The organism is Chryseobacterium carnipullorum (assembly GCF_900142785.1).
Classification (GTDB): Bacteria; Bacteroidota; Bacteroidia; order Flavobacteriales; family Weeksellaceae; genus Chryseobacterium; species Chryseobacterium carnipullorum.
Map to the genome: position 1 here is coordinate 169,372 of NZ_FRCD01000004.1, position 15,717 is coordinate 185,088.

A 15,717-nucleotide genomic window follows, 5' to 3' on the forward strand; every position below is an offset into this window, starting at 1 on the left:
AGCGTCTCAAAATTGAGACGCTTTTTTTGATATAATTATTACAATGTTCGGTCAATATTAAACTTCTCTTATCATTTCAAATTGGGCAACCTTTTTTGAAAGCCCGATTTTTTTCAGAAAACAGGAAGCAGAGGCTGAGCTATCATCCACATTATAAACATACACATCATGCCCTTTAACCGCCTCATTAACGTAAGAAAATAAACTGCTGCCAATTTCCATACCTTGGTAATCAGGAGACACGGCAAACTGATGGATCTTTCCTGACATTGCATTGAATATCACATATCCCACGAATACATTGTCCTTGTAAGCCATACCAATGTGGCAAAGTTCTTTGATTTTTTCTAATGTATGAACGGCATTTTGCCAGGTAGGTTTTATTTCCCACAAAGAAACAAATTCATTCCATTTAAATTCCGAAACCTCCAGGATCGTAACCTCTTTATTGTAATTTAAAATATCCAATTTACCTGAGAAACAGTCCAGTTTTCTGGAAACAACATATCCCATTTTCTCATAGGCTCTAATGGCGGGCCAGTTCTCCTGGATGACTTCAAGAACCATTTTCTTTACATTGAGTGCTTTTAATTGAGGAATCAGTTCTTCGTACATTTTCCCGACCAGACCTTTTCCTCTGTAGTCCGGTATTACTCCGGTACCGGCATTGTATACAGCCAATTCTGATTCCTCCATTCTTAAGCCATGAAGCATAAATCCTACTATCCTATCGGAATCAAAAACACCCAAAGATAAATCAAGTCTGATATCCTCGGCCTCAATTTTAGATTCCAATTGTTCCATAGTCAATTGAAAAGGCACAATATAATCGGAGAATGACAGATTAAAAACATCAACAAGCTCTTCTGTCGTTATACCTTCTAAATTTTTAATTCTCATATTCGGCAACCTCTATTTTCAGTTAAAAAATTATAAAAATCATTTGTAAAACCTGATCAAACAGGCGCTATAAAAGTACTTTATTTCTAAAGAAACTCAAATATTTATTATTTTTAAAGCTTGAACTTTTTTATAAATATCCCAACATTATTGAGTTTACCATACTTTTTTTTGTTGTCTTTCTATTTTTTTTCTATTTTTAGTTAATAAATATGATCAGCAATCATTTTTTCACACTATGATAAAAAAATTATCCGCTTTTATTACCGTATTTGTATTCTGTCTCTCTTTTTCCCAATATGCCCTTCGAGACAGTATAAGACCAAAATGCAATGGTATATTACAAGACATTACGTTGAGTAAGATGGAATATGCTTTCAGCAGCAGAATAAACCGACCTAAAGAACCCAAGATTAATTTTGGATGCGGTACCGCAGCAATGGAGTACGCAGAGGAAATTTCATGCATGAATGCTGAATCTATTCTCAAAAAATACCCTTTTATTATAAAAGAATTAAAAAGCATAGAAAGTGAAATCTTAACATTAGGTGACTCCAATATCCTATGGATCCAGAACGACCCTGTAAGTCTGAACGACGATCCTGTTGAGATCAGGAAAAATGAAATTAAATATAAAAACTGGAAACTAAAAAAGAAAAAAATTCCGGTCTCTGTTTCCATTACCATTAATAAAAAAATGACGATACAGAAGATGTTCTGATCCAATTTTTATGGCCAGATAAAAATAAGGAAATAACCAAAAAATACAAAGTGTTTAAAAATCCAGAATGGAATTTTACTCCATCATAACCATTATTAAAAAACGTAAAGGAATGAAATCATTATTATCGTGTACATTGATAGTATTTTGTACAACCATTTTCGCACAGCAGAAGGAAGATACAGTAAAGGTTCTGCCAAAAACGGACACCGCAAAGGTGAGTTACTTTAAAGATCGTAAAAAAGGAATGCCGGCAGACCGTAATACAGACCATCAGGAACTCTATAAAATGCTTACCGTAAAGCCCAAGGACACCTCCGCTTACATGGCTTTAAAAGAGGCAAAAAAAGATTATTCAAAATACAGGATACTCAACACTACGGTTCCTGAAAAAACAGCAACAGATCCTGCCAAAAAAGAAACACCTTCAAAATAATTAAAAACAAACTAATCAAACCACAAAAACCAATTACTATGGGAAAATTTATTATCTCGAAGAGAACAGACGGTGACTTTAAATTCAATCTGAAAGCAGGAAACGGTCAAGTGATCTTAAAAAGTCAGGGATATGGCTCAAAATCATCATGCGAAAACGGAATAGAATCTGTACGCACCCACTCGCAAGACGATTCGAAATTTGAAAGAAACGGAGCAAAAGACGGGCGCTGCTATTTCAATTTAAAAGCAGGAAATGGTCAGGTTATAGGAACCAGCCAGATGTATGAGTCTGAAAACGGAATGGAAAACGGGATAGAGTCCGTAAAAAACAATGCACCAGGTTCCTCTGTAGAGGATGAAACCATTCTTTAACAATATCTAAAATAAACTCAATAAAAATGTCTTATTTTTTAAGGCATTTTTTATTTTTGTATTCTATTTTCTATTTGAAATGACAAAAGAAGAAATGCTCAACAGAGCCATAAAAATAGCCGATAAGGCACACAAAGGACAAACCGACAAATACCATGCACCCTACATTGCTCACGTTTTGAGAGTGATGGAATATGGAAAAACACTTGATGAAAAGATCGTAGGTGTACTGCACGACGTGGTGGAAGATCATCCGGCAGAATTCAGTCTCGAGTATTTAAGAGCTGAAGGTTTCCCAGAATATATAATTTTTGCCGTAAGCTGCCTTACCAAATATGATCCTGAAGAAGATTATGATGAGTTTATCAAGAGAACTGAAAGATCTCCTCTTTCGGTAGCCGTAAAGCTGAATGACCTCCGCGATAATATGGATCTTCGGAGAGTAAACAGAGAACTGACACCTAAAGATATTAAACGGTTTAACAAATATCTGAAAGCGTACCGCTATCTGATCGAGAAATACTAAAAATATAAAAACACAAAAATGAATAACCTTCCTAAAATGTCACCAGCTTATAGGTCTAAGCTGACTTCTGCTATTGTATCCATTTCAATATTTTTTACGGTATATCTTATCCTCATCGCCATTTCCCTCTTTCTGATTGTACTCTTAGGATATGGAGCCTATTCTATTCTTGCATTCAAAGTAAGCTATTACACCCTGATAGCTGCCGCAGGGCTTGCCAGCATAGGTATTTTTGTGTTTTATTTTATGATTAAATTCATTTTTAAAAGAAGTACCTCTACTACCCGGCATCTGGTAGAAATTACAAGATCCCAGCAGCCCGAACTTTTTAGCATCATCGATGAAATTGTCACAGACACTCAGGTAAAAGCTCCTAAAAAGGTATTCCTTTCTCCTGATGTTAATGCCAGTGTAAGTTATAATTCTGTTTTCTGGAGTATGTTTTTTCCGGTGAGAAAAAATCTCACCATAGGATTAGGATTAATCAATTCCACCAGTATCGGCGAATTAAAAACCATTCTCGCTCATGAATTCGGGCATTTTTCCCAAAGAAGTATGAAAGTGGGCGGATACGTACACCATGCACAAAAAATTGTTTACGAAACGGTTTACAATAACAAGGAATATGAAGATATGATCCTGAATTTTTCGGGAAATTCATTTCTTACTTTATTTGGAGCGATTTCAGTAGGCTTTATCAATATATTTCAATTTATCCTGAAAAAAGTCTCTTCTTTCCTGTTCCAAAAACATGCTTCCCTGAGCCGGGAGATGGAATATCATGCGGATGCCGTTTCTACTTTTCTTACCAACCCTGAGGAGCAGATCTCTTCTTTATTAAGGATAGCATTAAGTGATTCGGCTTTTTATTATTCCTTTAATTTTTATACTCAAAGTGAGCAGAAATACCTTCCTCAAAATCTTTATAAAAATCATGCTTCTTTACTGAAAATTTTCAGTGAAAGAAACAATCATCCTTATGTTAACGGACTTCCAAAAGTAGATGAAGGGGATCTGACCCGTTATAATAAAACAAAAATTGAAATCCAGGACCAGTGGGCTTCTCATCCTGACACAGCAAAAAGAATTGAAAGAATCAGAAATAACCAGACCAGAAACATTCCGGAAAATCACGAACTGGCAAAAAATATCATCAGAGGATATGATGAGATCTGTGAGGTGATGACCCGAAAATATCTGACCCTGCATCAGGTGAAAAATGTAGGTGAAGTTATAGACGATGAAAAATTCATCGAACTTTATATCGAAAAATATCCCTATCAGTATTTAAGTTCAAATTTTAACGGATACTATGAAGCTCACAATCCATTATTAGAGAATATCGAAACTATTATAGCAGGTTCCGATACCGTTATAGACGATGAAGATCTGTTCAGTGACACCAAAGTTTCTTTAATTTATGAAAAAGCAGGAATTGAAAGTGATCTGCAAACCCTTGCTTATTTAAAAGCTAACCCTAAAGAAATTAAAACATTCAGGTACGGAGAAAATCTGTACAAGGCTAAAGATGCCACCAAACTGATTCCTGAGCTTGAAAGTGAGCTTTTAAAAGTAAAAACAGAGCTTATGAAAAATGATGAAGACATCTTCCGCTATTATTTCAGCAAGGCTGATCAATACAATCAATCGATCTTATTGGGGAAATATAAAAAATTTGGAGTTATAGACAAAGAGTTTGACAGATTTCAGGAAGCACTTACTGAGTTTGTTGGATACCTTCAGTTTATGACTGTTACTTTGCCTTTTGAAGAAATCCGTAAGCACAGAGCCAAACTTTTAAAAGCGGAAGCCACTTTCAAAAAAAATCTGAATGATTTTATAGAAAACTCAAGTTATAAAGAATCATTGACAGAAGAAAGCAGATCTATCCTGAAATCATATGCAGACGCTTCGTACATTTACTTTAATCATGACAAATACCTTGAAAATGAAGTTGGATCCGTATTTGCTGTGGTTAATGAATTCCAGAAAACCCTCAATGAATATTATCTTGAACTAAAAAAGGATTTATTAGGTTTTCAGGCAGACTTAGACAAAGCATCTTAATCTGCTCCCGGGAAATCATAGGTTTTTGTAGGATGGTCCGTACCGTCGATATTGATGTTTAAGGCCAGATAGATAAAGTGAAGGTTTTTATTACCTTTAGCTTCAAATTCACGCTGCCACAGATAGCCCGTCAGGATTCCGAAATGGTCATCGATCTGATATCCGAAACCTCCGTATACCCTGTTTCTTGCGAAAGTAGGCTTCATCGGACTTACCAAAAAGATCTCGTCATAAGCATTGGCGAAGACCGTTCCTTTTTTGACTGTTTTTGCATTCAGGGGAACGCTGATGTTCAGACGGTATCTGTAACGCATTCTCTGGGAAGCTTTATCGGTTGCAGGTTCATAGAACCAGCTTTTCTCTGCACGGAAACGGTTTTCAAACTTCACGATTCCTTTTTTCAGATCGATCACGTCCTGAAGCCACACCCTGAATTCTTCTCTGCTCAGGCTGTGTTCTTTATAGTTCACATACCTCCCAAGACCTACGAAAGGTTTGTGATTTTTGGTCAGATTGTAACCTACCCCTCCTTTGATCTCGTAATAATCAGGGTAAGTATAATCTTCGTTACCTCTGAGCTGTCCTTCAGCATAAAGAAAAAATTTCGGATGAAACTTATAGGTTAGAGTCACTGCATTGAAGCTGGAAATGTGTTCCTGTGCTTTTAAAAAGGTTATACTCAAAAGTAAACTCAGACTTAAAAAAAGTTTCATAAAAAATTTTTGCAAAAATAAATTATTTAACAATTTGTTAATATTAACTTTCATTCATTTCGAATTAACATTTACTTAATATTGATCGTATACGAGAAGCCTAAATGGAACCATCGCTGAGGCATTTCGACCCCAAAAGCTTCGGTATATTTTGTATTGGTCACATTGTTAATCAGGACATATACAGAGAAATCTTTTTTGGCAAAACTCAGTTTCTCATCCAGTAAATTATACGTCCCCAGATTCATCCTTTCATTATACCTGTATACCAATTCATTCGTGAAATATTTCAGGAATCTGGTTTCAAGTTTGGCCACAACCTGATGCTTCAGATTGTCCAGGATATACCTTGAAACAAAATCATCAGATTCTTTTATTTTACTGTCCAGATACGTGTATCCTGCGGTATATTTCAGCCAGTCAAAGACTCTGTGGCTCAGCTCTACTTCAATTCCTTTTGTGTCGATTTTACCTACATTCTGGGCATACCACACCGGATCAGTCAGGCTTTTTTTAACCCAGTCGATAGAATTATTGGAATTTCTCATAAACCCGCTCACTTTTGCCAGAATTCTGCTGTTCTGGTACTGATAGCCCACTTCTGAAGAAACTGCATTTTCAGGAAGCAGATCAGGATTTCCCTGCTCCGTTTTGCTTACATAATAAAGATCTGTAAATGTCGGAACTCTATGAACTCGCGCAATGTTTCCATAAATTTTATTATTCTGATTGAAATTGTATCCAACGTCCAAACCAGGATAGAAAAAGTTCCCCTCCTTGGAATAATTGGCCCATGAAATGCCCGGACTGATGTTTAGTTTTTTATCCAGTAATGAAAAATGATGCTCAAAGAAAACCTGCGAAACAAAACGGTTTCGCTCGCCTAAATTATTACTCGCAAGAAACTCCTTTCTCAGCTCCACACCTACACCTGTAGTCCCCAATCCCCATTGATAGCTTGAATTCACTTCTCCACCCACATTATTCCCGATATGCATATTTCTGTAAAAACCAGGATTGCTTCTTGTATAAACATACATATCTTCACCTCTTCTCCAGTATACATTAGAACTTAGTTTTAGAGCCCCAAAGGTCTGCTGATGTGCCAGACTTACAATAGAAGCCTGTGTTTCCTCATATTGTTCCTTTGCATCTTTAGACGCATAAAAGCCATTGGCTCCGAATTTCTTTTCAGAAAAACCGGCCTGCAGTTTAAGATCCCCGTTTTTAATATTCAGTTTGCTCTGGTAGAAAACATTTCGGATCTCATAGTCTGTATTGTACATATACCCTTGTGACGAAGCAGAATTAGCCTGAAGAGCATTAGAGAATTTTTCATTTCCCAGCTGCGCATTGAAACCGAATCCGTAGGTTTCAAAATCTCCGCCTTCCGCACTTATTTTTACCCGTTTTCCTGGTGTTGTTTTTGTAATAATATTAATGACTCCTGCATAGGCATTCTGACCAAACCTTCTGGCAGCAGGACCTTTGATGATTTCTATTCTCTCCACATCATCCATATCTACAGGTATATTCATAGAATTGTGTCCCGTTTGCGAATCATTCATTCTGATTCCGTTCAGCAGCAACAATACCTGTTCAAAAGAACTTCCTCTGAAACCAATATCACTCTGCACCCCATTGGCTCCTCTCCTTCTGATATCCATCCCGGGAACCTGCTGAAGAACCTCATCAATGCTTTTTGCAGGAGAATGGGCAATATCTTCCTTGGTAATCACTGTAATATTCTGATTGGCATTTTTATATGGCGTGGAGATAAATTTACCCTGAAATTCAATGCTTTCAATATCCGTTGTCTTTTCCTGGGCATAGGCGCAGAGCATGGATCCCAATAAAAATATGCTTCCAACCTTCTTGATCATAGTAGTCCGAGTTTTGTTCTAAATCAGTTTCTTTAATAATGGACCCAAAAGTAAGGGAGTTCCTGAACACAGGCAAATGATAGTTATCATAAAAAAAAGATGCAGTATTGAACTATACTGCATCTCTCATGGGAAGTAACCTTTTATCTTTTTCTCATTAAATGTGTAACAAGATCTCTGAATAACTTTCTCATTTCTTTATTACCTATTTATGAATACAATTTTAAATAATTTTAAAATACAAAACAAGTGGAAAAATTAAAAATATAATAAAAATCATAAATTGATTTAAAAAACAATACTGATCTGACATTAATATAATCTTATAGTTAGCAATCATCTACTTCTCATTGATGCCTGAGTTCAGATCTATAAGTCTTCTTTTTTGAGTGTGATCCGTGAGAATATATTTGTCGTGAGTAAATATATTAAACGTATTATTTTCACCAAAAATTCGTAATTTTGTGGGTCTTAATTTTTTAAGATGCGAACAATCTTTTTCAAAGATAAAACATGGCTAAAACAATAGAAATAGATATAAAAAAACAGATCTTCGTTAAGAATGCACATCTTAACAATCTGAAGCATATAGACGTTCTGATCCCGAAAAATAAACTGATCGTGATCACGGGAGTTTCCGGAAGCGGAAAATCTTCCCTGGCATTCGATACTATTTATGCAGAAGGACAGCGAAGATATGTAGAGAGTTTGAGTTCCTATGCCCGTCAGTTTTTGGGTAAATTAGAAAAACCAAAGGTAGACGATATCAAAGGACTTGCACCCTCTATTGCTATTCAGCAGAAAGTAATTTCTTCCAATCCACGTTCTACCGTAGGAACTTCTACAGAGATCTATGATTATATGAAACTTCTTTTTGCAAGAATCGGGAAAACCTATTCTCCGGTTTCTGGCGAAGAAGTGAAGAAAGATTCTGTTTCCGATGTAATTGATTTTATCAAAGCTTCCAAAAAGGATACTTCATTTTTACTGACGGCTCCACTGGAATATGATGCAGATAATTTCAAGGAAGCACTGAACGTTTTAAAACTGGCTGGTTTCACGAGACTTGAAATAAACAGTAATGTAGCAGGCATTGAAGACCTGGAAAGCTTCGGTTTTACTCCTGAAAAAGGAATGATCATCAATCTTGTCATCGACCGTTTCTCTTATGAAGAAGATGAAAGTTTCCTTCAGAGATTGGCAGACTCTATTCAAATGGCATTTTATGAAGGCCACGGATACTGTGCATTGAAGAATGCGGATACCGGAAAAGTAAAAGAATTCTCCAATAAATTTGAACTGGACGGCATGGAGTTCCTTGAACCGAATGTGCATTTTTTCAGTTTCAACAATCCTTACGGAGCATGTCCTGCCTGTGAAGGTTATGGAAAAGTAATTGGCATCGATGAAGATCTTGTTGTTCCCAATAAGACCTTATCTGTTTACGAAGATGCCATTGTTTCATGGAGAGGAGAAACCATGAGTGAATGGAAAAAGTCATTCATCAAAAAAGCAGAAGACTTCCCTATCCACAAGCCTTATCATCAGCTGACCAAAGAACAGAAAAATTTCCTTTGGAAAGGAGACGGAAAAAGCAGCTTCCCTTCGATCAATAATTTCTTCAAAATGCTTGAAGAAAACCTATACAAAATTCAGTACCGCGTTATGCTTTCCAGATACAGAGGAAAAACACTCTGTTCCACCTGTGAAGGCCTGAGGCTTCGTGAAGAAACAACCTGGGTAAAGATAGACGGGCATAATATACAGTCCATGATCGAACTTCCTCTGGATGAATTATATCCTTTAATAGAGGGACTGAAACTTTCTGAACATGATCAGGATATTGCCAAAAGATTGTTATACGAGATCAAAACCCGAATTCAGTTTTTATTGAAAGTAGGTTTAGGCTATTTAACCGTCAACAGAACCTCCAACACCCTTTCCGGTGGTGAAAGTCAGAGAATCAACCTTGCGACAAGTTTGGGAAGTTCACTGGTAGGATCTATTTATATTCTGGATGAACCTTCTATTGGTCTTCACTCAAGAGATACGGAAAACCTGATCGGAGTTTTAAAGAATCTCCGTGATCTCGGAAATACGGTCATTGTCGTTGAGCACGACGAAGATGTGATGAAAGCTGCGGATTATATTATTGATATCGGTCCTGAAGCCGGTTATCTGGGTGGTGAACTGGTATTTGCAGGGGATTATCATGATCTTAAAAATGCAGATACGCTGACCTCAAAATATTTGACCGGAAGAATGGAAATTGAAGTTCCTAAAAAGCGAAGAAAAGCGAAGGAATGGATCCATATTAAAGGAGCAAGGCAAAATAATCTTAAAAATATAGACGTAGATGTTCCTTTGGAAAGCCTAACGGTAATTTCTGGAGTTTCCGGAAGCGGAAAGTCGACGCTAATGAAGGAAATTTTAACCAATGATATCCAGATCCAGCTTGGAATGGGTGGTAAAAAAGGCGATTATGACTCTGTAGAATTTCCCAAAAAACTCATTAAGAATATCGAGCTGATCGACCAGAATCCGATTGGAAAGTCCTCCCGATCCAATCCGGTTACTTATCTGAAAGCATATGATGATATCAGGGATCTTTTTGCCAAACAGAAAGTATCAAAAATGATGGGCTATAAGCCGAAACATTTTTCTTTCAACGTAGATGGCGGAAGATGTGACGAATGCAAAGGTGAAGGAGTGATCAATGTTTCCATGCAGTTTATGGCAGATATCGAGCTGGAATGCGAAGTGTGCAAAGGTACCCGTTTCAAAAGTGAGATTCTGGAAGTAAAATTCGATGAGAAAAGCATTTCCGACATCCTTCATATGACAGTTGATGAATCTTTAGAATTCTTTAGAGACAATAACGAAGAAAAAATAGTTACCAAACTGAGACCGCTTCAGGAGGTTGGACTAGGATACTTACAGCTGGGACAAAGCTCTTCTACCCTTTCCGGAGGTGAAGCACAGCGTGTGAAACTGGCTTCATTCCTTGTTAAAGGAGTTACGACAGACAAAACACTATTTATCTTTGATGAACCCTCTACAGGACTTCATTTCCATGACATTCAGAAATTACTGAAATCATTGCAGGCTTTGATTGATCTCGGACATTCGGTAATTGTTATTGAACATCAGCCGGATATTATTAAAAGTGCGGACTACATTATAGACATTGGCCCTGAAGCCGGAAAATATGGTGGAGAAGTGGTTTTTGCCGGAACACCGGAAGACCTGGCGAAAAACAAAAAATCGCATACCGCAAAATACATCAAGGAAAAACTTGAAAACTAGATACCAATAGAGAGCCCAATGGCTCTCTGTTTTTTTATTAAAAAAAATAAATCCGGGCATTATATAAAAACGGACTCTGCTTACTGTAGGTTTAAAAGGTAATCAATATATTTAAACAAAAGTAGATAACTCAACCGCATCTTTAAACTCTTTTTTTTATCTTCGAAAAACAATCATTCCCATCACCTTCATACCACTCTATCTTTTTAACATCTAAAATCATGAACTGTAAATTTCTATTCACTTCCTTTACTATTGTATTACTCTGTAACTGCACATCCAGAAAGATCACAAGTTCAGAAAAAACATTCAACGTTAAACTTGATACTCTTACCCTGTTTGATCAAAGTAGAAATCGTAAAATTCCGGTGGCTTTTTACAGTCCGAAAACCAGTCAAAAAGTGTCAGGGCAACAGGTCGTTATCTTCAGTCATGGCTACGGAGCCAATAAAGGAGGTGATTATTTAGTGTATTCTTATCTCACCGAAATGCTGGCTTCAAGAGGATATTTCACCGTAAGCATCCAGCACGAACTTCCGACTGATGAACTGATTCCTATGGAGGGAAAGCCGCAAATTGTAAGAATGCCGTTCTGGGAACGGGGTACAGAGAACATTTTATTTGTCTTGAATGAACTTAAAAAGACCAGACCAGATCTAGACTATAACCATCTGACACTGATCGGACATTCCAACGGTGGAGATATGACCGCTTTGTTTGCTGCCAAATATCCAGATCTTGTCTATAAGATTATTACCCTCGATAACCGGAGAATGTATCTTTCCAGAACCTCAATGCCTAAAATATATACCCTACGCTCCAATGATTATCCGGCTGATGAAGGAGTACTTCCGTCGTTTGAAGAGCAGAAAAAATACCATATTACTGTACAGTCTACTTCTATCAATCACGGACATATGGATAACAAAGGAAATGATGACGAACATAAAATCCTGAAAAATTACATACTTAAATACATTGATAAACAATAGCTTACAAACTTATCCACATTAAATTGTGGATAACTTGTGAATTTTAACATTAAATTCATGTTTCGTATTAAAAATAGTACTACATTTACTATGTAATACAACTGAAATGAAATCATTTTTTGCTTTTTTCAGCTTTGAAATTGCAATTAAATTTGAAATAAAAATTTAAGCACAGCATTGTCGGCTGTGCTTTTTATTGTTGTCTAATTAAAAAAATGAGATGTTTTTATCTACTGGATCCGCTCCTAAAGAGCGGATTCTTTTATGCACCACTCCACACAGTTCAATATCTTGTTTCTCTGTTTACTTTGCCTTCTATATTTTAATCACAAATTAATCCAAGAAAAAACTATAGTAAGCACGGTCTTTCTGGCAGCCGGAACTTTACCCAGGCCTAATTACAAAATCCTGATTTGAACAAACTAAAAATAATCTTCCTTCAGCAAGAAATCTGCTTTTAGCCGTTTCTTATGAAATGGACAGAACAGGAAAAGAATATAAAGAAAAAATCCAGCCTGATATTTCTGTGACACCTTCCGAAAACACTAGTATTGACGCTGAATTGGCTGCGGCTATCCAATGGATCAAGGAATAGTTTCTTCTACTTCATCAGATCCCTGAACCAGATATAAGTATCGGTCTCATTTGGAATGTTAAGTTTCTTTCGGAGACGATACTTTTTGGTTTGGACCGTCCGTACCGATGTATAGGTGTAGGCTGCAATATCTTTTGTAGAGAAATTAAGATACAGAAAGGCACAAAATGCAATTTCCGAATTTTTAAGGTCGGCCGCCTTCACCAGTTTTTCTGAGAAACCTGGACAATAATCATTAAAACGGGTTAAAAACTCAGGACTGTTTTCTTTGGCCAGCGTAGTAACCTGTTCAAAGAGATCGTTGTTCCGTACGGGAACAATTTCTGTTGGTACAACATTGATAGATTTTCTTTTCTTGAAATAAAAAAAGTAGAGAACAATGAAAGCCATACTCAGCAGCAGAGCAACACAGAGATAAATCAACTTATTCTTTTCCTCTGTTTTCCCACGTTCTTCCGCCGCCTGTTTTTCATCTAACAGATCTCTCTGGACTTTATTTTGAGCATCATTGATACTTTGCACCGTAAGTAACTGTCTGGAATAATAGTCTGCACTGTCTTTCTCTCCCATTTTCTCATACAGATTGATCAAGTCACCGATCACTGCTTTCTGATAATTTTCACTTTTATAATAATGAACTGCTATACTTTTACAGATCCACAGGTGATGCTGTGCTTTTATCAGGTCGTTGGCTTTGAAATAATATTTGGCCGCATAGATAGAGGTAATATACTGAATTCCTTTTTCGTCTATCTTTTTGCCATTGCGCAACGCCTCTTCTATATAGATCCTGGCAGAATCCATCTTTCCCATTTCCAGATACATTCCGGAGAGATAAGCTGTGGGCTTATAACTGTTGGCTAATTTATTTTTGCTCTTTTCAGATTCACTATGGTAATTTTCTCGATATTTTTTTGATTCCAGGTAGGCTTTTTTATAGGCCTCTAGTGCTTTATCTTTTTCATTCATTTCGTTGTAAATCCCTGCATACTGCCATTCAAGCAAATATTCAAAATAGGGCTTACCTTTGGCCCGGACCGCAACTTCATCCAGCAGTTTGAGAGCCTTGATTCGCTCTCCCAATTTCTGATGCAAAAGAGAGCGGATGGTGTGAAAATAAAAAACAGCTTCAAAATCGGTATCTGAAGTGATCAGCTTTTTCTTTTCAACAAGATCAGTATAATAAAAAGCTTTTTTTATATCATTGTTCTTATTGTAAATATTGGCAATTTTAAGATATCCGAATACTTCACAATCTTTGTAATTTTCTCTATGGCATATGGAAATAATACGGTCTATCTTTTTAATTTCATTGCTGCCGGCTGTAGAAAAACCGATATCAAAAATGATATTTTTAAGGCTTTGCTCTGTGGGTTGCTGAGAAAATGAATAAAAAAACAGAGAAAAGAAAAACAAACAAGAAAGGAATTTTGTAATCATAATATTCTTTGGGTATTCTAAAACCTTAATCGGGTTACTATGTTTGACATCTACAGAATAAAAGCTACGTATTAGATACTACTCTTTGCCTGACAGTACTTTTAATCGGTTACGGAAGCAAAATAATTGCTAATTTCGAAAATCTTTACAAAAAACAACATGATCACACCATTAATATATTCTTTGCAATATTAACAATATTTCACTACTTTTTATATAACTTTCCACACAGATATAAATTTTATCAATTAAATATTTTTTTATGGAGAAAAACTACCTTTTATTATTACAGGCATCTGTCCTGTTGATTTATTCAGAATATGAAAATGTATTCTCAATCGGAATAGCCAAAACGAAACATTCATACTAGTTATTACAGTTCCATGGATCTGCTTTTTTGCAGTCCATGGTTTTTAACTGATTTAAAAATTAATTTTAATGAATACTATGATTAAAAGTATACTGACTCTGATCCTGATTACCCTTTCTACTCTGCTTTTCGCACAGTCTGATCCTGTTTTGTTTATTGGTAACAGCATGACCTATTTCAATGATATGCCTGTTCTTTTTAAGGACCTGGCCGCTTCCAAAGGAAAGAATGTTGAAGTGACTTCCTACACTGTAGGGGGTGCGGGATTTGTAAATCATGCCAATGATAATGTTCTCTATCAGACCATAAGATCAAAAAACTACAAATATGTGGTAATGCAGCCGGGAACTGCCGAATCTGCAGGATACTCATTCCCGGTTTCCGTAACCGCTGAAAGAGGTAAAAAGCTCAGAGATTCTATCAGAAAATACAGTCCGTGCGCAAAGATTTTCCTGTACGAAATTCCCTATGGAGTTCCTTCTCAAAATGAGTATGCAACCTATTTCAATTTACAGAAGACCATTAAAGATTCTATCACAAAGATGTCAACTCTGATGCAGACTGAAATGATTCCAGCGGGAGAATCTGCAAGAGCTCATTATACAGCAACACCGGATCTTGCCTTGCACAGTACGTATAACGATATTCATCCGGGGCCTCAGGGCAGTTATCTTGTCGCAGCTTCAGTGTATGCAGCTCTTTTTCAGGACAGGATTTTTCCGTCTTCATTCTACAGCGGTATGACACAGAATAAAGCCGAATATTATCAGCAGCTGGCAGACGGAACCTTTTTTAATAATCCCGCACAGTGGAACTCGAATGTTTTTCATATCCACTCCGGCTTTTCTGTAACAGGGAACGGCCAGAACATTTCTTTTTCCAATTTATCAACAAATTATGATATGGTTTTATGGACATTCGGAGACGGAACGACTTCAAGTTCGGTGGATCCTGTTCACTTTTATGCTACATCAGGAACTTACACCGTAAGTCTTACCGTAACCAGGAATTCCTGCTCCGAAACCTTCACAAAAACAGTAAATACCAGCCAGCTTTCAGTATCCGAAAATGTTGTGAAAAGTTTTCAGTTTTACCCCAATCCTGTTTCGCATCAAGGTTTTCTAAAAACAGGAAAACAATTTAAAGAACTTGAAATTTATACTGTTGACGGCCGAAAAATTCAGACCTTATCCAATTTGTCAACCTATGATACAACCATTGATTTTTCAGCTTACATCAAAGGAACTTATGTGATAAGAATTCATTTTGAAGATGGCAGTTTTGAAAAAGTAAAAATAATGAAAGACTAAACCGGAAATGTCACATTGGTTTATAAAATGAAAAGACTTTGCAGCAGCAAAGTCTTTTTTTTATTTCAATAAATTAGTATTTTT

Annotated in this window: 12 protein-coding genes; 8 read left to right on the forward strand and 4 right to left on the reverse strand. The window is 36.5% G+C overall.

From position 1 onward, the window contains the following. Positions 1-57: 57 nt before the first annotated feature. Positions 58-900 (reverse strand): GNAT family N-acetyltransferase, encoded by an 843-nt coding sequence (locus BUC06_RS06200; RefSeq protein ID WP_073331225.1) that lies wholly within the window; start codon positions 898-900, stop codon positions 58-60. A gap of 238 nt (positions 901-1,138) precedes the next feature. Here BUC06_RS06200 and BUC06_RS06205 point away from each other — a divergent pair, with 238 nt between their 5' ends. From BUC06_RS06205 to BUC06_RS06225, 5 genes are all read left to right on the forward strand, one after another. After that, positions 1,139-1,621 (forward strand): hypothetical protein, encoded by a 483-nt coding sequence (locus BUC06_RS06205; RefSeq protein ID WP_139263316.1) that lies wholly within the window; start codon positions 1,139-1,141, stop codon positions 1,619-1,621. 112 nt (positions 1,622-1,733) lie between these two features. Further along, on the forward strand, positions 1,734-2,057 hold the full coding sequence (locus BUC06_RS06210) for a hypothetical protein (protein ID WP_139263318.1): 324 nt from the start codon (positions 1,734-1,736) through the stop codon (positions 2,055-2,057). A gap of 38 nt (positions 2,058-2,095) precedes the next feature. After that, a complete protein-coding gene (locus tag BUC06_RS06215; protein ID WP_073331235.1) occupies positions 2,096-2,431 on the forward strand; it encodes a YegP family protein in 336 nt (111 codons plus the stop codon). Positions 2,432-2,510: 79 nt separating this feature from the next. Then, a complete protein-coding gene (locus tag BUC06_RS06220) occupies positions 2,511-2,957 on the forward strand; it encodes a phosphohydrolase (protein ID WP_083563996.1) in 447 nt (148 codons plus the stop codon). Between the two features lie 18 nt (positions 2,958-2,975). Then, positions 2,976-5,024, forward strand: coding sequence for a M48 family metalloprotease (locus BUC06_RS06225; protein WP_073331238.1), 2,049 nt, complete (start codon positions 2,976-2,978; stop codon positions 5,022-5,024). Here BUC06_RS06225 and BUC06_RS06230 read toward each other — a convergent pair. Together BUC06_RS06230 and BUC06_RS06235 are read right to left on the reverse strand one after the other, a co-directional pair. After that, a complete protein-coding gene (locus tag BUC06_RS06230; protein WP_073331242.1) occupies positions 5,021-5,737 on the reverse strand; it encodes a DUF2490 domain-containing protein in 717 nt (238 codons plus the stop codon). The two genes, BUC06_RS06225 and BUC06_RS06230, sit on opposite strands and share 4 nt — an antisense overlap. A gap of 71 nt (positions 5,738-5,808) precedes the next feature. Continuing rightward, positions 5,809-7,620 (reverse strand): TonB-dependent receptor plug domain-containing protein, encoded by a 1,812-nt coding sequence (locus tag BUC06_RS06235; protein ID WP_073331245.1) that lies wholly within the window; start codon positions 7,618-7,620, stop codon positions 5,809-5,811. A gap of 513 nt (positions 7,621-8,133) precedes the next feature. Between BUC06_RS06235 and uvrA the strand changes: the two genes are divergently transcribed. Both uvrA and BUC06_RS06245 read left to right on the forward strand, forming a co-directional pair. Further along, positions 8,134-10,926, forward strand: a complete 2,793-nt coding sequence (gene uvrA / locus BUC06_RS06240) for an excinuclease ABC subunit UvrA (RefSeq protein ID WP_073331248.1) — start codon at positions 8,134-8,136, stop codon at positions 10,924-10,926. Between the two features lie 221 nt (positions 10,927-11,147). Next, complete coding sequence (locus tag BUC06_RS06245) at positions 11,148-11,918, forward strand: alpha/beta hydrolase family protein (protein WP_073331251.1); 771 nt, start codon at positions 11,148-11,150, stop codon at positions 11,916-11,918. Between the two features lie 601 nt (positions 11,919-12,519). Here BUC06_RS06245 and BUC06_RS06250 read toward each other — a convergent pair. Beyond that, positions 12,520-13,953 (reverse strand): tetratricopeptide repeat protein, encoded by a 1,434-nt coding sequence (locus BUC06_RS06250; protein WP_073331254.1) that lies wholly within the window; start codon positions 13,951-13,953, stop codon positions 12,520-12,522. 438 nt (positions 13,954-14,391) lie between these two features. Here BUC06_RS06250 and BUC06_RS06255 point away from each other — a divergent pair, with 438 nt between their 5' ends. Further along, positions 14,392-15,633: a PKD domain-containing protein gene (locus BUC06_RS06255; protein WP_073331257.1), complete on the forward strand. Its 1,242-nt coding sequence runs from the start codon at positions 14,392-14,394 to the stop codon at positions 15,631-15,633. Positions 15,634-15,717: the final 84 nt, after the last annotated feature.

Bases quoted from the DNA above. Each gene is read 5' to 3' on its own strand.
- BUC06_RS06230 (WP_073331242.1), bottom strand. From the start codon at position 5,737: ATGAAACTTTTTTTAAGTCTGAGTTTACTTTTGAGTATAACCTTTTTA.
- BUC06_RS06250 (WP_073331254.1), bottom strand. From the start codon at position 13,953: ATGATTACAAAATTCCTTTCTTGTTTGTTTTTCTTTTCTCTGTTTTTT.
- BUC06_RS06220 (WP_083563996.1), top strand. From the start codon at position 2,511: ATGACAAAAGAAGAAATGCTCAACAGAGCCATAAAAATAGCCGATAAG.
- uvrA (WP_073331248.1), top strand. From the start codon at position 8,134: ATGGCTAAAACAATAGAAATAGATATAAAAAAACAGATCTTCGTTAAG.
- BUC06_RS06235 (WP_073331245.1), bottom strand. From the start codon at position 7,620: ATGATCAAGAAGGTTGGAAGCATATTTTTATTGGGATCCATGCTCTGC.
- BUC06_RS06210 (WP_139263318.1), top strand. From the start codon at position 1,734: ATGAAATCATTATTATCGTGTACATTGATAGTATTTTGTACAACCATT.
- BUC06_RS06255 (WP_073331257.1), top strand. From the start codon at position 14,392: ATGAATACTATGATTAAAAGTATACTGACTCTGATCCTGATTACCCTT.
- BUC06_RS06215 (WP_073331235.1), top strand. From the start codon at position 2,096: ATGGGAAAATTTATTATCTCGAAGAGAACAGACGGTGACTTTAAATTC.
- BUC06_RS06200 (WP_073331225.1), bottom strand. From the start codon at position 900: ATGAGAATTAAAAATTTAGAAGGTATAACGACAGAAGAGCTTGTTGAT.
- BUC06_RS06245 (WP_073331251.1), top strand. From the start codon at position 11,148: ATGAACTGTAAATTTCTATTCACTTCCTTTACTATTGTATTACTCTGT.
- BUC06_RS06205 (WP_139263316.1), top strand. From the start codon at position 1,139: ATGATAAAAAAATTATCCGCTTTTATTACCGTATTTGTATTCTGTCTC.
- BUC06_RS06225 (WP_073331238.1), top strand. From the start codon at position 2,976: ATGAATAACCTTCCTAAAATGTCACCAGCTTATAGGTCTAAGCTGACT.